Origin of the sequence: Sutcliffiella cohnii, assembly GCF_002250055.1 — a bacterium.
GTDB lineage: Bacteria > Bacillota > Bacilli > Bacillales > Bacillaceae_I > Sutcliffiella > Sutcliffiella cohnii.
The window spans coordinates 2,264,208-2,285,749 of sequence record NZ_CP018866.1; the positions used below are offsets into that span (position 1 = coordinate 2,264,208).

Annotated in this window: 18 protein-coding genes; 15 read left to right on the forward strand and 3 right to left on the reverse strand. The window is 34.3% G+C overall.

The annotated features are described in order from the left end of the window. Nucleotides 1–62: 62 nt before the first annotated feature. The 8 genes from hppD to BC6307_RS11245 all read left to right on the forward strand — a co-directional run bounded on the left by hppD (nt 63) and on the right by BC6307_RS11245 (nt 8,927). Nucleotides 63–1,181 carry a 4-hydroxyphenylpyruvate dioxygenase gene (gene hppD / locus BC6307_RS11210; RefSeq protein ID WP_066419374.1) on the forward strand — a complete coding sequence of 373 codons (1,119 nt, stop codon included), beginning with the start codon at nt 63–65 and terminating at the stop codon, nt 1,179–1,181. Nucleotides 1,182–1,259: 78 nt separating this feature from the next. Continuing rightward, on the forward strand, nt 1,260–2,360 hold the full coding sequence (hisC, locus tag BC6307_RS11215; RefSeq protein ID WP_066419376.1) for a histidinol-phosphate transaminase: 1,101 nt from the start codon (nt 1,260–1,262) through the stop codon (nt 2,358–2,360). 3 nt (nt 2,361–2,363) lie between these two features. Next, a complete protein-coding gene (locus BC6307_RS11220) occupies nt 2,364–2,972 on the forward strand; it encodes a flavin reductase family protein (protein WP_066419377.1) in 609 nt (202 codons plus the stop codon). Nucleotides 2,973–2,980: 8 nt separating this feature from the next. Further along, entirely contained in the window at nt 2,981–3,901 is a 921-nt protein-coding gene (locus BC6307_RS11225; RefSeq protein ID WP_066419379.1) for a fumarylacetoacetate hydrolase family protein, read from the forward strand. Between the two features lie 13 nt (nt 3,902–3,914). After that, entirely contained in the window at nt 3,915–5,066 is a 1,152-nt protein-coding gene (locus BC6307_RS11230) for a homogentisate 1,2-dioxygenase (protein WP_066419381.1), read from the forward strand. Nucleotides 5,067–5,475: 409 nt separating this feature from the next. After that, on the forward strand, nt 5,476–6,276 hold the full coding sequence (locus BC6307_RS11235) for a CAP domain-containing protein (RefSeq protein ID WP_066419383.1): 801 nt from the start codon (nt 5,476–5,478) through the stop codon (nt 6,274–6,276). A gap of 118 nt (nt 6,277–6,394) precedes the next feature. Further along, a complete protein-coding gene (locus tag BC6307_RS11240) occupies nt 6,395–7,294 on the forward strand; it encodes an aminoglycoside phosphotransferase family protein (protein ID WP_066419385.1) in 900 nt (299 codons plus the stop codon). Nucleotides 7,295–7,628: 334 nt separating this feature from the next. Further along, complete coding sequence (locus BC6307_RS11245; protein ID WP_235858230.1) at nt 7,629–8,927, forward strand: phytoene desaturase family protein; 1,299 nt, start codon at nt 7,629–7,631, stop codon at nt 8,925–8,927. 100 nt (nt 8,928–9,027) lie between these two features. Here the strand turns inward: BC6307_RS11245 and BC6307_RS11250 are convergent, their stop codons facing one another. Continuing rightward, nucleotides 9,028–10,386, reverse strand: coding sequence for an MATE family efflux transporter (locus tag BC6307_RS11250; RefSeq protein ID WP_066419386.1), 1,359 nt, complete (start codon nt 10,384–10,386; stop codon nt 9,028–9,030). A 407-nt stretch (nt 10,387–10,793) separates the two neighbouring features. On the opposite strand from BC6307_RS11250, the gene BC6307_RS11255 reads away from it, so the two are divergent. The 3 genes from BC6307_RS11255 to BC6307_RS11265 all read left to right on the forward strand — a co-directional run bounded on the left by BC6307_RS11255 (nt 10,794) and on the right by BC6307_RS11265 (nt 14,538). Beyond that, on the forward strand, nt 10,794–11,597 hold the full coding sequence (locus BC6307_RS11255) for a TerC family protein (protein WP_066419387.1): 804 nt from the start codon (nt 10,794–10,796) through the stop codon (nt 11,595–11,597). Between the two features lie 126 nt (nt 11,598–11,723). Further along, nucleotides 11,724–12,602, forward strand: a complete 879-nt coding sequence (locus tag BC6307_RS11260) for an ATP-binding protein (protein WP_066419389.1) — start codon at nt 11,724–11,726, stop codon at nt 12,600–12,602. A gap of 10 nt (nt 12,603–12,612) precedes the next feature. Beyond that, the gene (locus BC6307_RS11265; RefSeq protein ID WP_066419391.1) at nt 12,613–14,538 is read left to right on the forward strand and encodes a vWA domain-containing protein; all 1,926 of its coding nucleotides are present in this window, start codon (nt 12,613–12,615) and stop codon (nt 14,536–14,538) included. Between the two features lie 253 nt (nt 14,539–14,791). Here the strand turns inward: BC6307_RS11265 and BC6307_RS11275 are convergent, their stop codons facing one another. Next, on the reverse strand, nt 14,792–15,973 hold the full coding sequence (locus BC6307_RS11275; RefSeq protein ID WP_066420665.1) for a 3-phosphoglycerate dehydrogenase family protein: 1,182 nt from the start codon (nt 15,971–15,973) through the stop codon (nt 14,792–14,794). Then, complete coding sequence (serC, locus tag BC6307_RS11280; protein ID WP_066420666.1) at nt 15,966–17,048, reverse strand: 3-phosphoserine/phosphohydroxythreonine transaminase; 1,083 nt, start codon at nt 17,046–17,048, stop codon at nt 15,966–15,968. The genes BC6307_RS11275 and serC overlap by 8 nt, the downstream gene beginning before the upstream one ends. A 230-nt stretch (nt 17,049–17,278) precedes the next feature. Between serC and BC6307_RS11285 the strand changes: the two genes are divergently transcribed. The 4 genes from BC6307_RS11285 (at nt 17,279) to BC6307_RS11300 (ending at nt 21,528) form a co-directional block, all read left to right on the forward strand. Continuing rightward, the gene (locus BC6307_RS11285) at nt 17,279–17,779 is read left to right on the forward strand and encodes a YusW family protein (RefSeq protein ID WP_066420667.1); all 501 of its coding nucleotides are present in this window, start codon (nt 17,279–17,281) and stop codon (nt 17,777–17,779) included. A 273-nt stretch (nt 17,780–18,052) separates the two neighbouring features. Beyond that, nucleotides 18,053–19,258 (forward strand): MFS transporter, encoded by a 1,206-nt coding sequence (locus BC6307_RS11290; protein WP_066420669.1) that lies wholly within the window; start codon nt 18,053–18,055, stop codon nt 19,256–19,258. Between the two features lie 100 nt (nt 19,259–19,358). Continuing rightward, nucleotides 19,359–20,759, forward strand: a complete 1,401-nt coding sequence (locus BC6307_RS11295) for an NAD-dependent succinate-semialdehyde dehydrogenase (RefSeq protein WP_066420682.1) — start codon at nt 19,359–19,361, stop codon at nt 20,757–20,759. 136 nt (nt 20,760–20,895) lie between these two features. Next, nucleotides 20,896–21,528, forward strand: a complete 633-nt coding sequence (locus BC6307_RS11300) for a 5-bromo-4-chloroindolyl phosphate hydrolysis family protein (RefSeq protein ID WP_066420670.1) — start codon at nt 20,896–20,898, stop codon at nt 21,526–21,528. Nucleotides 21,529–21,542 lie beyond the last annotated feature (14 nt).

Consider the following 21,542-nt stretch of genomic DNA (forward strand, 5'->3'; position numbering starts at 1 on the left):
TTTATATATATTAAGTTCAGAATAGTAATAATTTTAAAATTAATTAATTGGAGGGATTTGTAATGGAAGAATTACAAGCAGCAAATACGAAACTAGAAGTAGAGGATTTTTTCCCCGTTAACGATGTTGATTATTTAGAAATTTATGCTGGAAATGCAAAGCAAGCAGCACACTTTTTTACGAGCACATTTGGATTCCAACCTGTTGCGTATAGTGGGTTAGAAACAGGAAACAGGGAAACTGTTTCATACGTACTGCAACAACGTAAAGTAAGATTAGTAATTACCGGTTCTCTTAAAGAAGACACGAAAATCTCTGAATTCGTTAAAAAGCATGGGGATGGCGTGAAGGATATTGCTCTTTTAGTGGACGATGTTGAAAAGGCTTACAATGTTGCTGTTGAACGTGGTGCCATTGCAATTCAGCCACCTACTGATTTAACAGACGAAAATGGAGTAATGAAGAAAGCTGTAATTGGTACATACGGGGATACGATACACACATTAGTAGAAAGAAAAAATTACAGTGGTGCATTTATGCCAGGTTTTAAACCGTATTCTAACTCTACCCCTATAGACGATGCTGGAATTATCGGTATCGACCACGTAGTAGGAAATGTAGAGAGTATGGAGGAATGGGTAGAATATTATGAAAAAGTAATGGGCTTTAAAGAAATGAAACACTTTACTGATAAAGATATTACAACAGAATATTCGGCATTGATGTCGAAAGTAATGCATAATGGTGGACGAATTAAATTTCCTATTAATGAACCGGCAGAAGGAAAGAGAAAGTCTCAGATTGAAGAATACTTAGAATTTTATAATGGAGCAGGCGTCCAGCATATCGCAATATTAACGGAAGATATCGTTCAAACGGTAAGTACGTTAAAGAAAAAGGGTGTAGAATTTTTATCAACTCCAGATACGTATTATGAAATGCTATCGGAACGTGTTGGGAAAATAGATGAAGAGATTGATAAGTTGAAAGAGTTAAGTATTTTAGTTGATCGAGACGACGAAGGATATTTACTTCAAATTTTCACTAAACCAATTGTTGACCGCCCAACTTTATTTATTGAAATTATCCAACGTAAAGGTGCAAGAGGATTCGGAGAAGGGAATTTTAAAGCTCTTTTCGAATCAATTGAAAGGGAACAGGCTTTAAGAGGTAATTTATAATTACTAGAGGGAGGTGCCGGCCTCCCTTTTCTTACACTATTTTAGAAATCTTTCAATTTAATCGGAGGGTTATATGAAATGACAGTGAAGGCTCGAGAAGTATTAAATAATATGAAAGCTTATCCTCTAAACAAGTCTATCGAAGAGGTTCAAGCTGAGCTCGGCTTCGAAAAAGCATATAAATTAGCTGAAAACGAAAATATTTTTGGTTGTTCTCCTAAAATAAAAGCAAACTTATCTACTCATCTTAACGAACTTTTTACATACCCTGACGGTCACGCTCGACAGCTCACTAGTAAATTGGCACAGTTCCACCAACTACACTTTCATTCTATTTTTATCGGCAACGGATCCGATGAAATAATTCGATTATTATGTAGAGCTTTTATATGTAACGACGATGAAGCTGTAATGGCTGATGTAACTTTTCCTAGGTATAAAACGAACGTATTAATAGAAGGCGGTAAACCAATTATCGTTCCACTTCAAAACGGCGTTCATGATTTAAGTTCCATGCTACGTGCCATTACATCTAGAACAAAGCTAGTTTTTATATGTAACCCGAATAATCCAACTGGAACTATTATCAATAAGCAACAACTCCTTGAATTTATTGATCAAGTTCCAAATGACTGTTTAGTAGTGTTGGACGAAGCATATTATGAGTACGCAGACAATGAACAATTGTTACAGTCTGTACCATTATTACATAAATATCCGAACCTAGTTATTTTAAGGACTTTTTCAAAAGCGTATGGTTTAGCTGCTTTACGAATTGGTTATGGGATGATGTCACCTATATATGTAGATGAATTAACGAAAGTTAAAGATGTATTTAATGTTAATCAGCTAGGACAAATAGCAGCGTCATTAGCACTTGAAGACCAACAATTTATTAATGATTGCGTTACTAAAAATAAGACAGGAAAAGAGTATTTAGAAAAAGAGTTAACAGTTTTAAATTATGACTTTTATCCTTCACAAGCAAATTTTATTATGATTCATACGAAACGAAGAGGGGATTATGCTGCTAACTCTTTATTAAAACATGGATTTATCGTTCGTGCTGGTACGTTACTAGGACTCCCATATACGATTAGAGTAACCATTAGTTCGATGGAAGATAACATCCACTTTATTAATACTTTTAAAAATTTAGCTGCAGAAGGAGAGGTGTAACAATTGCAGTTAGAACCGAGTAAATTAGAATGGCAAAATGCTTATAAATTAATTGTCGGCTCCATCCTTCCAAGACCTATTGCGATGGTATCTACGGTTAGTAAAGAGGGAATAGCAAATATTGCTCCATTTAGTTTCTTTACAGCAATTAGTGCAGATCCATTGTTAGTATGCTTTTCACCAATGCGAAAAGGGACAGATGGGTCAAAAAAAGATACCTTAATAAATATTGAAGAAACGAAAGAGTTCGTTATTCATGTTGTAAGCGAAGAAATCGTTGAAAAAATGAACGTGACTGCTACGAGTTTCACTCCAGAAACAGATGAATTTACCGAAGCTAATTTCACAAAAGAAAAAAGTGTTATCGTAAAACCTCCAAGGATTAAGGAGAGCAAAGTCCAATTGGAATGTAAGTTGCATGAAGCGCTACATTTTGGTGAGGGCCCAGGATCAGGCAGCTTAGTTATCGGTAAAGTAGTAATGGTACATATCGACGACGACCTTTATTATGACGGAAAGATTAATACACAAAAATTAAACCCTGTAGGGCGAATGGCTGGTCATATGTATACAAGAAGTACTGCTAGTATGTTTGAACTACTTCGAAAATAGGTGATAGTATGAAATTTATTAGTTTTATAAAGAAAGATGGAAGCACCGCTGCAGGTGTTTTAACAAACGATGGGAGAAATGTAGTAGACATACAAGTAGCATCAAACGGAAAACTACCGAACGATTTAATAATCTATATTAAAAATCATGAAAAATACAAAGATTTACTTAATGAATGCCTTTCTAGCAACTTAAAAGAAGGGGTCTACTCGCTAGAAGGGCTGCAATTAACGGCGCCACTACCGACCCCTGTTAGCTTTCGAGATTTTTATGCCTTTGAAGAGCATGTAAAAACAGCAAGGGAACGAAGAGGATTAAAGGTAGTTTCAGAGTGGTATGAATTTCCCGTTTTTTATTTTTCTAATCATTTAGCCATTAAAGGGCCAGACGAACCTATTAAAATACCAAAACCTTCAGAACGACTTGATTATGAACTAGAAATAGCTTGTATAATCGGAAAAAGTGGAATAAATATACGTGCAGAAGAAGCCGAGGACTATATTTTTGGGTATTGTATTTTAAACGACTGGAGTGCGAGGGATATTCAAGCAAAAGAAATGAAGGTTGGTCTTGGCCCCGCAAAAGGAAAAGATTTTGCGACTTCTATTGGACCTTATATTGTCACTAAAGATGAAATAAATCAATATCGAATAGAGGACAGGTATGATTTGAAAATGGAAGCAAAAGTGAATGGTTTCCTATTATCTAGTGGAAACTTCAAAGACATTCATTATACATTTGGACAAATGATTGAAAGAGCATCTCATGATGTAATGCTATATCCTGGTGAAATAATAGGTTCTGGAACAGTGGGTACTGGTTGTATTTTAGAGTTGGGAGCTGACACACACCGTTGGTTACAAGCAGGGGACGAAGTAGAACTATCCATAACGGGTCTGGGCTCTTTAAAAAATAAAATAATAGAATAAGAGGTGATGACGAATGTATTACCGCCAACTTGGTAAAATACCACATAAACGACATACGATGTTTAAAAAGGAAGACGGCACGTTATTTCGTGAGCAAGTAATGGGGACCAAAGGTTTTTCCGGGACACAATCGATTTTATATCATCATTTTTTACCGACAGAAGTAGTAAAATCAACAAAACTTTATCGTTATTTACCCGAATATGAAGAACAAGATGCACTTAACCATCGACATTTATTAACGACTGAAATAGAAACTAAAGGTGATGCATTACAAGCTAGAGAATATTTATTAGGTAATGACGATTTATTAATTGGGACCGTATTAGTTACAGAACCGATGAAAAGCTTTTATCGTAACGGTGATGGCGATGAAGTTCTCTATATACATTATGGTACAGGGAAAATAGAATCGATGTTCGGATCTATAACTTATCGGCCGGGCGACTATGTTACTTTACCAATCGGTACAATTTACCGACTTACCCCAACAGAAACGACGAAAATATTATTTGTTGAATCATTTAGTCAAATTACAACTCCTAAACGTTATCGGAATGAATATGGACAATTGTTAGAGCATAGTCCATTTTGTGAACGTGACATACGCGGACCAGAAGAGTTAGAAACGTTTAACGAAAAAGGAGAATTTGAAGTTTTAACTAAAACACGCGGGTTTATTCATTCACATATTTTAGGACATCACCCGCTCGATGTAGTCGGTTGGGATGGCTATTTATATCCTTGGGTGTTCAATATTGAAGATTTCGAGCCGATAACTGGTCGCGTTCACCAACCGCCTCCAGTACATCAAACTTTTGAAGGTCATAATTTTGTTATTTGTTCTTTTGTTCCAAGACTTTATGATTATCACCCAGAAGCAATCCCGGCACCATATTATCATAGTAATGTAAATAGTGATGAACTTTTATATTATGTAGAAGGGAACTTTATGAGTAGAAAAGGAATAAAGAAGGGATCTATTACTTTACACCCTTCAGGCATACCACATGGGCCACATCCTGGAACAACCGAAGCTAGTATCGGTAAAAAAGAAACGTTAGAACTAGCTGTTATGATCGACACATTCCGACCATTAAAAGTAGTAAAAAAAGCACAAGCAATTGAGGATAAAAACTATATGTTCACGTGGATAGAAAAATAAGAGAAAAAGGTCCCAAAAATCAGTAGCGACTGACTTTAGGGGCCTTTTTTGTTATTTGTTAAGTTATATGTTCTTACTGTTTTAAGACTTATTGAATTGCCCACTTTTTATAATCATCAAACTTTAATCTTCCATTATATAAGCGCAATAATTGTCACATAACGATAAAAAATGTAATAAAACGTCGAGTATAAAAATTTGTCAATACCATTTCATTAGTATATATTTCATTGAATGGGAGGGAAACCCAAAAACGAAAAGTAGACTTTTGCTTTCGTAACACCGTTTATCCTTCTTCTAACCTTTCTATATTAAACACTTACATATCCTTCCTAAAATATTACAAGAAACAGATGCTATGATAGTTTCGTAGCTATCAAACACTTATGTAAACAGGGAGGAATCAAATATGTTGAAAAGTAAGAGAACATTACTTTCTTTCATAACAGCATTAACTTTTATAGTAGCTTTTTCATTCGGAACAATCGCTTCAGCGGATTCCGGCTCAAACACCTATGTTAAAAACCATTTCATCAAACAAGTTACTGTATTTAAAAATCAAGATGATATACAGACGTTTTTTGAAAAGTTTATGGCGGAACTAGAGTCTAAGTTGCAGAAAAGTAATTCGGTAGAAGAAAAAGCACCAACTTCAAAAGAGGAAGTCCCTACAAAAGAACAAAATGAACCAATAGAAAAAGAACCAGCTAAAACAGAATCGAAAGAACCGGAAAAAGAACAGCAACCAAAAGAGCCTGTTCAAACAACACCACCTTCCAAATCAGTTGAAGAGGAAAAAAGACAAGAAACGAATACAGACCAATCAATTGGTGTAAGTGCATTTGAACAAAAGGTTGTACAGTTAACAAATGAAGAACGAGCAAAACAAGGACTTGCACCTCTTCAATTAGATAAAAACTTAAGTAAAGTAGCGCGTGAGAAATCAAAGGATATGCAAACTCAAAACTATTTTTCACATACAAGTCCTACTTACGGATCTCCATTTGAAATGATGAACCAGTTTGGAATTTCATATAAGAGCGCAGGTGAAAATATCGCCATGGGCCAACGAAGCCCTGAAGAAGTAGTAAACGCATGGATGAATTCTCCTGGTCACCGAGCAAACATTATGAACTCGTCATTTACTCATATTGGCGTTGGACATGTTGAACAAGGAAACTATTGGACTCAAATGTTTATTGGTAAATAAAAGTACTTCTCTTACTCTATCACATGCTGATAGAGTATTTTTCTTTTTTTCAAAAGAGGAATATTGTATAGTTTAAGAGAATTTATTGTTACTTAGTAAAAGGAAAGGGAGGTAAGAGATGTCATTTCTATTGCAATTACAGAAGTGGTTAGACCAGCCAATTAAAGAAATAAAAGAAATAAAGAAAGGTTTTTCTTCAGACAAAAAATATTATCTAAAGACTAACGAACAAGCATATTTAGTTAAAGTATCTGAACGAAATAATACGGAAAGGAAGTATACAGAGTTTCAAGTTCATCAACGAGCATTTCAAAATAAAGTTAAAACTAATAAACCAATTAAATTTACGTACGATTCAACAAGTTGTTACTCTATTTTCACATACGTAAGTGGCAAAGATGCTTCTGACATTTTACCTTTATTGACTACAGAAAAGCAGTATGCAATTGGGATAGAAGCAGGAATGGAATTGAAAAAAATACATAAAGTTAAATCTGAAGTTTCCCTTGATTGGTATATGTATAAAAAAGAAAAAAATGAACGGTATTGGCAAATGTATCAAAATAGCAATACAAAAATAGAAGGGGATACTCTAATACAAGAATTTATTAGTGAAAATTATGATCTAATGAAGGAAAGGAGTATCACTCTCCAACATGATGATTTTCATGTTAACAACATGATTTGCTCTGGCGAGAAACTATCAGCAGTCATTGATTTTGATCGATTTGATTGGGGAGATCCGATTCATGATTTATATAAGACAGGAATGTTTAGTAGGGAAGTAAGCATCCCATTTTGCAACGGGCTAATAGATGGGTATTTTCAACATAATATACCGTCATCTTTTTGGAGGTTGTACAATTTGTATACGGCTATGATTATCTTTCCTTCGGTTGTGTGGACAGAAAAAGTTACACCAAATTTAATCGAAGAAAATGAAACTCGAATTAAGAATATACTGAACGATCATGATTATTTCCAAGGAGCAATTCCAAGCTGGTATAAAAAAGGATGAAAACGAACGTGAAAACGACAAAACAAATGAGGTTATAAGTGTCAAACGGCATTTATAGCCTTTTAATTTTTGTAATTATAATTGAATTAACTAGATGATTCTTCATATTTTTTAAAAACAGAAAATTTTCAGAAAGTAATTTAAAATATTAGCATATTATTTACAAGTAGTAAATATTGTTAAAAATTTTATAAACGTCTTTTAAATCATTGATTTATCTCACTATTAATAATAATATAGATATATAATCTTTTATTTTAATATAATTAAAATGAAAATATTCAAATAAAATATTTTCATTTGTGTAAACGATTACATATTGGGGGTACTTAAGGTGGAGAAACAAATTCTGAATTTTGATGTCGTAATCGTTGGCGGTGGACTTGCGGGTCTTTCAACTGCTGCGTATTTATCTAATAACGGGAAGAAAGTTGCCGTTTTAGAAAGAGGGAAGCTCGGGGGGAGAGCTGTAACATTACCGTTAAAAGGGTTTAAATTTAACTTTGGGGCACATGCTATTTACGGTCGAGATACTTCCATTTTAAAAACATTTGAAAAAGAGCTAAAATTAAATATTGATTGGAATGACTTCAATCCTTACAAAGCTAGATATGATACAGGAAAAGAGTTAAGTCATGTACCTTCCAACGTACGAGGACTATTTAAAACAAAGATTTTATCATCACCTGGTAAAGTGTTATTTGCATGGGAAGTATTCAAAACAATGTTAAGTATTGATTCTGGTGAACCACACGTTTCCATTGGCAAATGGTTAGAAAAGAATAAGATTGAAGGCGACGTAAAGAAAATGATGTTAACGTTAGCATCATCTAACTTCTTTACAAGTGAACCAGAACAAATTCCATCAGAAGTGTTTTTTCAATACTATAAAAGAATCTTCACAACAAACAAGCCAGTCGCATACATTGGCGGAGGCTGGCAAGCACTAATCGATGAGTTTGTTCGTGTTATTAAAGATAATAATGGAGAAATTTTTGAAAAAACGAAGCTTCAACAAGTCGTAACTGCTAATAATAAAGTAACGGAATTACATTGCGGAGACACTATTTACAGCGCAAATGACTTTGTATTTTGTATTCCTCCGAAGGAACTTGCTAAAGTATTTACGGAAACAGAAATTGAAGATTGGGTAAAACAATACGCAAAATATCAATCAACGAAAGTATACGTATACGACATTGGCCTTTCTGAAAGAGTCGATAGCCCATTCACTTATATTTATGATCAAGAAAATAAAATGTTTATAACTGACATTTCTTACTACGACGAAACATGTACACCTGAGGGCGGACAGCTCCTTCAAGCAGTTGCATATTTAAAAGAAGAGGAGATTGGAAAGCCAGAAATACTTGAAGAGTATAAAGAGAAAATTGAAGCACTGTATGATAAGCATTTTAATGGCTGGAGAGAAAATTTAGTAGTACAACGTGTTTCTAAAAATGCTGTCGTACAAGAAATTAAATGGAATATGAACCAAGTGGCAATGCCAATTTACTTCCCGGATTTCCGAAACACATTTTTTGCTGGAGACTGGTGTGAAGGACAGGGGCAATTATCAGAGTTATCTTTCTCAAGTGCATTAAACGTAGCCAATTTAATTTTAAAAAAATAATGGATATGCTATCCTACCATTGGATTGAAAGTTGAACATATCAATAAACGACAGAAAAAGGTCCCAAAAATCAGTGTCTCCACTGACTTTTGAGACCTTTTTATTCACTTTCCATTTTCACTACCTTTTTTTGCAAATGAATTAATCGGAAGGAAAGACCGATTGCACCAGCGGCAAGTCCGACAATAAGACCAACCCAATAACCAAAAGCTCCTAACTCGGTAAAGTTAGCTAAAATAAAACCAATTGGAAGGCCAATAACCCAATAAGATATAAGAGCTAAATAAAATGCGGCATTAACATCTTTATAACCACGTAATGCTCCTTGTATCGGTGCCGCAATTGCATCCGACAACTGAAAAAATAGAGCGTAAATTAGAAATACAGTTGTTAATAATAAAACATCTGTGTCTTTCGTATATAAAGAAGCAATTTCCTCGCGCAAGAAGAATAGGAAAATTGCAAGTATACTTGAAAAAATAACAGCTATACTTATTCCTAAAAACGTATATTGCCTAGCATCTTTCCACCGTTTTGCTCCAACTTCAAATCCCACTAAAATCGTTAACGCCATCGAAATACTTAAAGGGATCATATAAAGAAAGGAGGCGAAATTTAATGCAACTTGATGTGCTGCGATCGTTATCGTATCGAAAGCACTCATTAGTAGTGTCACCGCAGAGAAAATGCTTGTCTCAAAAAATATAGACAGACCAATTGGCACTCCAATTAATAAAATTTCCTTCCATTTATTAAACTGAATAGGAACCCAAGATTTTAAAATACCGTAAACAGCAAAGGGTTGATATTTTAATACAATAAATAGAGAAATAATTAAAATGAGCCAATAGGTAAGTGCAGACGCAATACCAGCACCAATCCCACCTAAACTTGGTAAGCCTAGTTTTCCAAAGATCAGTACATAATTTAATAATACGTTAATCGGCAAGGATAATAATGTAATAATCATAGAAATTCTCGTATGACCAAGTGCGTCAATAAAACTTCTTACTACAGAGTATGCAAATAACGGGAATATACCGAATGATAATGCTATTAAGTAATATTTAGCAACATAACGCACTTCATTTTCTAATGTCATTCCATTTAAAATTGGGTTAAGCACGATAGCACCAAGGCAGATGACAATTAAACTCATGACTATTGAAACGTATAGCCCTTGCGTTACAGAATTAGATACTTCCCCACCTTTTTTTCCTCCAACTAATTGAGCCACAATCGGAGTAATCGATAAGAGAATACCGCTAAGCCCCGTATAAACAGGAATCCACAATCCAGAACCTACTGCTACACCTGCTAAATCTGTGGCACTCACATTTCCAGTCATCATAATATCGAACAAATTCATAGAGGATAAAGAAACTTGAGTAATTACAATTGGTATAACAATTTGAATAAATATTTTCAATTTATCTCTATATGTATGAGCCTGTTTCATTTCATAATCCCCTTTATGTGTACACGTAATCTTAAAGATTATATCATCGAGAAAAAATAACGCAAAGTGAAAATTATATTAGCTGTATATAATTATATTTTTTTACAATAATTTTAACAAAGTGTCACTAAATCTAATTAAAAATGTTGACATGAATCTATTATATTATTAATATATTAGTATCAATTACATATCGAAAGCCCATTCAAAGGGGAGTAGCTATGAAAACGATAATGTCGTCATCTCGTAACTGTAGATCAGTTTCCGGCGTTATCGGCAACCATTGTTGTTAGCAAGACCTTTGCCTAAGTTCTATTTAGGTAAAGGTCTTTTTTGTGTTCTTACGCACAAAAAGCCTTTACCTGAAAAAGTAGGGTAGAGGCTTTTTATATTAAGGAGGAAGTAAATTGGAAGTTCAATTATTGTTAGAGTACGGTTGGGTATTGTTAGTATTAATTATATTAGAAGGTATATTAGCAGCTGACAATGCACTAGTTTTAGCTATTATGGTAAAACATTTACCGGATGATTTACGTAAAAAAGCACTTTTCTACGGTCTAGCAGGTGCTTTTGTGTTCCGAATTGGATCATTGTTTATCATTTCGTTTTTAGTTGATATTTGGCAAGTTCAAGCAATTGGGGCTCTATATTTACTGTTTATTTGTTTCAATCATTTATGGAGAAAAGCAGTAAGCGCCAAAGCCGAGGAGGCGGCGGCTACTAGAGAGAAGAAAAAAGAATCCAGTTTTTGGATGACTGTATTAAAAGTGGAATTGGCGGATATCGCATTTGCTGTTGATTCTATTCTTGCAGCGATTGCCTTAGCAATGACGTTACCGAAAACGAACTTACCAACTATTGGGGGATTAGATGGTGGACAGTTTATCATCATTTTCCTAGGCGGTTTTACTGGAGTAGTTATTATGCGTTTCGCAGCTACGTATTTTGTAAAATTATTGAAAGAACGCCCAACATTAGAAACGGCTGCATTTTTAATAGTTGGTTGGGTAGGGGTTAAACTGGCTGTATTTACACTTGCACATCCAAACGTCCATATTATTCCACATATCGTGCCGGAGCACCCAGTATGGAAAGGTATTTTCTGGGCAGTACTCATCGGCCTAGCAGTTGGTGGCTATATAATAGGTGGTAAGAAGAAAAATCCTGTTGAAGAACATGCTGATAGAGTTAAAAAAGCAGAGAATATGTAAATAAAGAATTAATTGTGATTTGTATTACTTCATGTATAATAAAATGACTGTTATAATAAAAAGGCTGTTGATTTTATCAACAGCTTTTTCCTATATAATGCAAAGAGATGTAAAAGGAGAATTTAGATGTATAATATACAATTACCAAATAATATTCAAAAATTAATTGATGAAAATAAAGTGAAAGACCTGAAGGCAGATGAGCAGTCTTTAATAGGACGTGGTGGCTACACCTCTAATAATAATGACCTTTTATTTGATAGTATCATTGCTCTAGCAATGGGTAAAAACGTCCTTCTTAAAGGACCCACTGGTTCCGGTAAAACAAAATTAGCAGAAACATTATCTTCTGTTTTCCACCAACCAATGCATAGTATCAATTGTTCTGTAGACTTAGACGCAGAGGCATTATTAGGTTATAAAACAATTCGTCAACATAATGGTGTTGCGGAAATAACATTTGTACCTGGCCCAGTTATTAAAGCGATGCAAGAAGGTCACTTACTCTATATTGATGAAATCAACATGGCGAAACCAGAAACATTACCAATCTTAAATGGTGTTTTAGATTATCGAAAAACTATAACAAACCCGTTTACTGGAGAAGTAATTCGGGCAAAAGAAGGATTCGCCGTTATTTCTGCCATTAATGAAGGCTATGTGGGAACGGTTCCATTAAATGAAGCATTAAAAAACCGCTTTATTGTTATAGATGTTCCTTATATTCAAGGTGACATATTAAAACAAGTACTATTGTCACAATCGAAACTTACGGATGAAAAACTAATACAAAAATTCGTTGTGCTTTCAAACGATTTACAAACATTAGTAAAAAACGGACACCTTTCAGAAGAAGCTGCATCTGTACGAGCATTAATAGATACTTGTGATTTAGCTGTATATTTACCAACTCTTCGTGCAGTTCAACGCGGAATTGCAGAAAAACTAGATGACGAACGGGAAAAATCAGCTGTAATGAATGTAGCAAGAACGTTATTTGAATGAGGCGAGTAATATGAGACACATTGTCTTTAATGATAAAAAAATTGATTCTCTTCTGTTTATGGAACTTTTAGATTTATCCGTATCATTATCTAAAATCGAACAACTTGAAGTGGAATATGCGTTCAAATCTTATTTTGATCCATTTGATAAAGTACTATATATTAGTCTTTTTTGGGATAACCATCCAACATTTGAAAAAATACATGGCCTAAAATCAGACGTATATATAAGGAGTTTAGGAAATGTTCCACATACAAATTATACAGAAGTACTAAAGTTCCTTAAGAAAATAAAAAAAGCAAAGCACGGAAATTTCTTACGACAACTATTCTCGTTGTTAGAAGACTTACGGGTAGAAGAACTAATAAAAAAAGAACGCACTGGGACTGTGAATTCTTTTGAAATCCGCAGGGAAGAATATCGGAAATACTTTCGCAGTCAATTGACGGTAAATAATGAAAGAAACATTCGGATTGATGCACTATACAATCTAATTTACATCGTATTAACTACGAATAATCCATTAGAAGAGATTCCGATTATAAGTGATGAAATAAACTTAGCTCTACCATATATTCGTTCTGAATGTAGTAAATGTTATGAGGCAACTTCGACAAATGAAATTATTCAAATTTGTGTAAATGTACAAGAAGTAATAGAAGATATATTGGACAACGATATGTTGAATTTATACTTTTTCACACCTGACTTTACCGACAAGGAAATTGTAGAAGAAGGTCTCAACTTTGATGATATTAAAAGGAAAAGTAAATTACAGAACGATGATGAAAGTGATAAAGATAAAACAGGGGAAGAAGATATACACGAAGACAAACTTCCAACATGGCATCGTGAAAGCGAAACGAATACTCAAAGCTTTCTTCAGTTCGATTTAGAGTCAGGGGCAAAAACTGATTTGATGGGAGAAGGAGTGCGCGAAGGTGAGGATGGTGATCAGGCACTAGGCATTGTTCAAGGATCGAGTCAACAATCATCCAAAAACGACTTTTCACCAACAGATTCGCTTGAGGTTGTAAGTGATGACCAAATGAAAGAGGGCGGCAAGGATGGTGATTTTGGGAAAGAGAATAAATTCGCCTATCCTGTTTTTCTTCAAGCCCAACCTGTGCTTAGAGAAGACAAACAGTCTTACAATGAATTTCAAGCGATGGTGTCATCATACCAAAAAAAGTTAAAGCAAATGATTGAGAAAACACTCGAGCATAAACTCACATCACCTAGAAGTAATTTGCACTTCGGGAGACTAAGTAAAAATTTACTTCCGTGGTTCACAGACGAATCCCCTCGAATGTTTTATAAAAAGAATGCTGAATCTATGGAAATAGATGCAGTTTTCACTCTTTTAGTTGATTGCTCAGCATCTATGTTTGATAAAATGGATGAAACGAAATATGGAATTACTTTATTCCACGAAGCATTAAAATCGGTTAAAGTTCCCCATGAAGTAGTTGGATTTTGGGAAGATACAAATGATGCCACAGAGATAAGTCAACCAAATTATTTTAAAACAGTTATAGATTTCCATTCTTCAAGCTTACAAAAAACCGGACCAGAAATTCTTCAACTACAACCAGAAGAAGATAATCGCGATGGTTATGCAATAAGGCATATGGCCAATCGTTTGCTACATCGAAACGAAAAACAAAAGTTCCTCCTTGTATTTTCCGATGGGGAGCCCGCTGCGATGAATTATGAACAAAATGGCATTGTAGATACACATGAAGCAGTAATGAATGCAAGGAAGCAAGGAATTGAAGTAATAAATGTATTCCTTTCGAATGGAGTAATAGAAGAGAGCCAAAGGAAAACAATTCAAAATATGTACGGAAAGTATAGCATCCTAGTACCTAACATTGATGAATTACCAGATGTATTATTTCCTTTATTAAAAAAACTATTACTAAAAAGTATCTGATATTAAGGCTGGGACAAAACTAAATTGATCAGATATATAACGGACTATCGCAGGATTAGCGGAGGAAATATACGTAGACTCCAGCGGGAGAAAAGGCATAGGTGAGACCCCGCAGTGCGAAGCACGAGGAGGCTCACCAGCCGCCCGCGGAAAGCGAAGTATATTTCCGGAGCGGGTTATTACCGTACTATTTTTTGTTCGTTATTTACTTTGGTGAAAATAGTTACGTCCCAACCTCTTTAAAAATGAAGGATTATCTTTCGTTCTCAATAATTCTAACTTTTTTTATACCATCTATTGTGAGTAATTTTTGAATGATAGAATCTTTATGTTCTGCTTTACTATCTAAATCAATAATAGTATATGCCCATAAATCCTTACTACTATTTAACATATTCGCAATGTTCATCTCGTATTGCGCGAGAACAGCAGTAATTTGCCCAACCATATTCGGAATGTTCTTATGTGCAACTGTTACTCTTGATAAACGAGTAAATGGCAAATACACGTTTGGAAAATTAACCGAATGTTGAATATTCCCAGTTTCTAAGTATTGCTTGAGAGTAGAAGCTGCCATAAATGCACAATTTTCTTCTGCTTCTACTGTAGAAGCACCTAAGTGTGGAATCGTAATGACGTTTTTCATTTTCAATAGTTTCTCCGTAGGAAAATCCGTTATATAATTGGATATTTTTTCTTTCTCTAATGCATCTTGTAAATGCTCAACATTTACTAATTCAGCTCTTGAAAAATTCAATAAACGTACTCCCGTTTTCATTTTGCCGATCGCCGCTTCATCAATTATATTACGAGTTTTGTCTGTTAATGGCACATGGAGGGTTATATAATCACACGTGCTAAAAATCTCATCCATATTATGTGCTCGCTGCACATTACTAGATAATTGCCACGCAGTATTAACTGATATAAATGGATCATACGCAACAACATCCATACCAAGAGCTAGTGCATCATTCGCTACTAATACACCAATCGCTCCAACGCCAATAACACCAAAACGCTTTCCTCTTATTTCATTGCCGACAAATTGTTTTTTTCCACTTTCCACTTGAGATGGAATAGAAGTACTATTATCAATTTTCAATGTGTTCGTCCACTCTATAGCAGGCAGAAAGTTTCTAGAAGAAACGAATAAGCTTAATAGGACTAGCTCCTTAACAGCATTTGCATTAGCACCTGGAGTGTTAAAAACAACTACTCCTTGGTCTGATAATTCTTTTACTGGAATATTATTCACTCCTACACCAGCACGAGCGATAGCTTTTACACTTTGCGCAATAGATTCGTCGTGTAGGTTAAAACTCCTTAGTAAAATACCATCAGGATTATCACTTTCATTTAACATGTACGAGTTATTCTCAAAAACTTGTAACCCTTTCGGAGCGATAGAATTATAGGTTTTAATTTTAAACATTTGACATCCTCGCCTTCATTTCAAATTGCTTCATAAAACTAACAAGCGCTTTTACACCATCTATGGGCATTGCATTATATAAACTAGCACGCATTCCACCTATTGACCTATGCCCTTTTAAAAAATAGAAACCAGCAGAGGTTGCCTCACTAATAAACTGCTCATTCAATTGACTAGAAGTCGTGTTAAAAGGGATGTTCATAAGTGATCTATTCTCGATATGAACATTGGAATAGAACAGAGTTGATTCATCTAAAAAGTTGTATAATAATGCTGCTTTCTCTTTGTTTATTTTTTCTATTTGTTGCACGCCACCTAATTGTTTTAACCATTCAAGTACTAACTTCATTATGTAAATATTGAAGGTGGGAGGTGTATTATACATAGAATTCGACTTAACATACGTTTCATAATTCAACATCGTAGGTAAAGTATGCAACGTATTTTGCCCAACCAAATCTTCACGAACAATAACGATACATAGTCCAGCAGGACCAATATTTTTCTGAGCTCCAGCGTAAATTACTCCAAATTTTTCAACATCATACTCTTCTGATAAAATGTTGGACGACATATCCGCAACTAATGGTACATTCCCAGTATTCGGGATTGAAGCAAATTTAGTTCCTTCAATCGTATTATTCGTAGTAATGTGAACATAATCAACAAGGCTAATAGAATCTAACGATAATTTTGGAATATGATGTATAGGACAATTTTGCACATGAACTTCACCATACTTTTCCGCTTCAGCAATTGCCTTTTTTGCCCAAGACCCTGTGTTTACATAATAGGAAGTATTGTAACTTGTTAATAAATTCATCGGAACCATTGAAAATTGGAGAGAGGCTCCACCTTGAACGAATAAAACTTTATAGTTATTAGGAATATTCATTAATTCACGTAATAACTGTTCAGTTTGTTCCATAATTTCTTCAAAGTAATTGGAACGATGGCTTATTTCTATAATGGACATTCCTGTTCCTTGAAATGATAGAAATTCTTTTTGAACTTTTTCTAATACAGGTAACGGCAAAGTAGAAGGACCGGCAGAAAAATTAAAAGAGCGCGTCATTATAAACCTTCTTTCTATAAATAAACATCTGAATATTTTTTAAAATTAACGCAGTAAACGTTTACAAGTCAAGTGAATATTATTTTTAATTTAACTCAGTTAATTTAAAGCGGTACTTTATTAAAAAAACGCTTTATTTTACATATACCATTCAAGAAAAAAACTTATTTAAGAGTAAATAAAAACGATAATGGATAACATAACTTTAGAAAAAACAGGAAGGTGATAAAATGTTTAAAACAAATATACTCATGATTTTTGCACTGCTTTTTGTCATTACTGGTTGTGGACAAAATGACGTATCTCCGCCACCCCCAGAAACTGGCGACACAAATAATACAACACCTGGAATTACAGAAGGGGAAATTAATCCTTTGGATGACGATGATGATATGACTGTTAGAGATGAGGATATACAACATTCATTTATGAAATTTGACTTAGATGTTGAATATGACCGCAATGTATCTTATGAAGCAGAGTATGAAATGGAAGGGAACGGAGAATCGAAAATTGAAGACGATTTAAATGATCGTAGGTTGTATGGTGATGATGCATACAATGAACTAAAACCTAAGTTAGAACAGTTAAATTTCACACAAGAAACGGAGAATATAGAGATCACAGAAGAAATTTTGACAGTTTTCGGTATACCAACTGAATATAAAGAATTTGAATTAGAAGTAACATTTACAGACGGTACGACGAAAGAAGTGAAATTTACACAATAACGAACAAAAGCACAGGTGGCTCGCTTTGGAACGTGTGAATCAATGTTAACCTATCGTACTGAGGATAAGGAAAATATGAGCAGTACCAAGCCATCGGAGCTAGTCGAAAAGTTATAGATATCCGCGCAAAGTTTACACATTTGAATTTATTTATGATTAATGAGGGAGAGCATTTCCCCCTCTTTTTTTTGTATTATTTCGTATAGCGAAATGTATGGAAGAATGCTATATTATGAATAGCATTGCACTTATTAACGGAATGGAGAAATTGGAATGTGGCAAAATAAAAATGTGTGGATAATACTTATTGGTGAATTTATTGCTGGCCTAGGGTTATGGACTGGCATAATAGGAAATTTAGAATTTATGCAAGCCTTTATTCCTTCGGATTTTGTTAAAGCACTCATCATGTTTGTAGGACTTTTAGCTGGTGTTTTAGTTGGACCACTTGCTGGAAGAATAATAGATTCAAATAGCAAGAAAGTAGTACTGATTTATTCTGGTATTGGACGTATGTTAAGTGTTTGCTTTATGTTTTTAGCGATACAATATAGCTCTATTACCTTTATGGTATTGTTTATGATTTCTATCCAAATATCAGCTGCTTTTTATTTCCCTGCTCTACAATCAGCTATACCTTTAATTGTAAAGGATAATGATCTATTAACAATGAATGGCATCCATATGAATGTATCTACTGTGTCTCGAATAGCAGGTACTGCCATTGCTGGTGCTATGCTCGTTGTAATGAGTTTATCGTCATTATATTTAGCTTCGTTCATCGCATACGGCTTTTTATTAATTACTACTTTCCTGCTAAAAATAGATGAGAGTGAAGGGCTTGCATCGAAAAAGATTAAAAAATCTAGTAGTTTCAAAGAAGTAATTCCTGTTTTAAAAGAAACACCGATTGCATTAACTGTATTAATTTTGACGATGATCCCTTATTTATTTCTAGGTGGCTTTAATTTAATGGTTATCAATATTAGTGAGCTACAAGATGATTCAACTATTAAAAGCTTCATTTATGCAGTAGAAGGTATCTTTTTTATGATAGGGGCATTTGCAGTTAAAAGAATTTCAAAAGATAAAAACTTAATAACGTTAATGTTTAGTTTTGTAACATTGATTGCTTTTGCACACCTTTCCTTATTTTTTGCCGACGTAAAGTGGATGTCGCTTATGTCGTTTGCCATTTTTGGGTTAGCAGTAGGTTGTTTTTTCCCTATAGCAGTAACGATATTCCAAACTAAAATTCCGAAAGAATACCACGGCAGATTTTTCTCATTTCGTAATATGTTAGATCGAGTCGCTTTTCAAGTAGTTCTGTTAGGTACAGGACTATTCTTAGATACAATTGGCCTTAAATTAATGGCATTAGTATTCGGATTACTATCACTAACTATTATTATCATTTATTTTATTAAACTAAATAAAACGTCTACTTACTTTCAAAAGAAAGCAGAAGGCAGTTTATAATTACTGCTGAACTTATTGTATATAATTAAATTCAACGAATAGATAGGTAACAACAAACGTAAATTGTACAAAAGGAGTGAGGAGAATGGAGCAACAACCGATGTACATTAACGGTGAATGGGTAAAAACGAACGAATGGATGGAAGTGACCAATCCGGCAACAGGTGAAACAATTGGATCTGTACCTATTATTACTCATAAACAAATGGACCTCGTAATCAACAGTGCTGAATTAGCTTTTCACGAGTGGAAACGTTTATCCGTTTACGAAAGGGCTGCTTATTTACATAAATGGTATGAACTCATAGATAAAAACGCCGAAGAAATTGCGCGTGTCTTAACAATGGAACAAGGTAAGCCGTTAAAAGAGGCACTAGGAGAAGTACATTACGCAAATAGCTTCTTAGAATGGTATAAAGAAGAAGGAAAAAGAATGTATGGAGAAACCATCCCTTCTCAATTTCGAGAAAAGCGTATACTCATACAGAAACAACCTATAGGGGTAGTTGCAGCGATAACACCTTGGAATTTTCCAGCCGCAATGATTACAAGAAAGGTTGCACCAGCATTAGTGGCAGGCTGCACCATCATTATTAAACCAGCTAGTCAAACCCCATTAACAGCTTTATTGCTGGCGAAATACGGTCATGAAGCAGGTATTCCGAAAGGGGTTCTCAATGTAATAACAGGGAAATCTAGCTTAATAGGTGACAATTTGTTACAAGATCCACGTGTAAAGAAATTAACGTTTACTGGTTCTACTGAAATTGGTAAGCAATTAATGGCACAAGCCGCAACAACAGTTAAAAAGGTTTCTTTAGAATTAGGGGGGCATGCTCCATTTATAGTATTTGAAGATGCCAATATTGAAAAAGCAGTGAAAGGTGCTATTCAATCCAAGTTTCGTAACGCTGGACAGACTTGCATTTGTGCAAATCGAATTTTTGTTCATGAATCCATTCACTCGACATTTATAGAGCGGTTTGTTGAGGAAGTGAAAAAATTAAAAATTGGAAATGGGCTAAATTCTCAATCTGATATCGGACCTTTAATTGACCTAAGTGCTAGAAACAAAGTACAGAGCCAAATAAAAGATGCTATCGAAAATGGTGGATTGATCCATTGTGGTGGAAGAGTTGTTGCTGATAACTTTTTGGAACCAACAGTTATTTCTAACGTTAAGGACGAAATGATGGTGATGACAGAAGAAACGTTTGGTCCAGTTGCTCCTATTGCTACTTTCCGCAATGAAGACGAAGTAGTTAATAGGGCTAACAACTCTCCGTATGGTTTAGCGGCTTATTTCTATACTGAAAGCTTAAGTCGGATGTATCGAGTAACAGAAAGTTTAGAATATGGCATAATCGGAGTAAATGACGCTGCTCCTTCTACCGCTCAAGCCCCTTTTGGAGGTCTGAAAGAAAGTGGCATCGGAAGAGAAGGGAGCCATTATGGTTTAGACGAATATGTAGAAGTTAAATATGTTTCAATTAGTATCTGATAAAAAGGTTATGTTCAGTTTGTTTTTGAACATAACCTTTTCTTATTAATAATGATATAATAAGTTTGAAACTTCTATTCGTTATAATCGTAATAATATATATAACTAAATAACAGTCACTAGGAGTGAGTTTATTGTGAAAATATTCATAAGACGAGCTTTAATTCTAATCGGTTCGTTTAATATATCGGTAATTGTATTTTTAATTGCTTTATTTTCTAGCGGATTTCAATTTACTATATCTGCACTAATTAGTTTAATAACTTTCTTTACTTCCTACTCGTTATTAAAGAAAAAATTCATCCCAAATAGCAATTTGAACAAAATAGTAAATAAAGAAAAGAAGTATGTAGCACAGCAAATGAAAGAGGCAAAGAAAAAAGTGAAAGAAATTAACAATGCCCGATTTAGAGTTCGGTCTATTTTCGTCTTTCAAACAATTAATAACGTTTATAAAATGTCCAATAAAGTAATAAAAATGATAGAGACTGAACCACAACGATTTCGAGATGCAAGTCACTTTATCCATCAACACTTAGACTCTGCTGCTATTATTACCGATAAATATGTTAAGTTAGTTTCTCAGCCTGTAAGAGATCATACAATAAAGTCTTCTATAAGGGAAGCAGAAGATGGGTTGAAAAGCTTAGAAAAAGCGATGGAACGAGAACTTATTTCGATTTTAAATAATGATATAACTAATCTCGATGTAGAATTAAAACTAATTAAGAACAGCGAAAAAAATATCGATTCAACCTTGAAAAAGTAGAAGGAGTGCTTTAA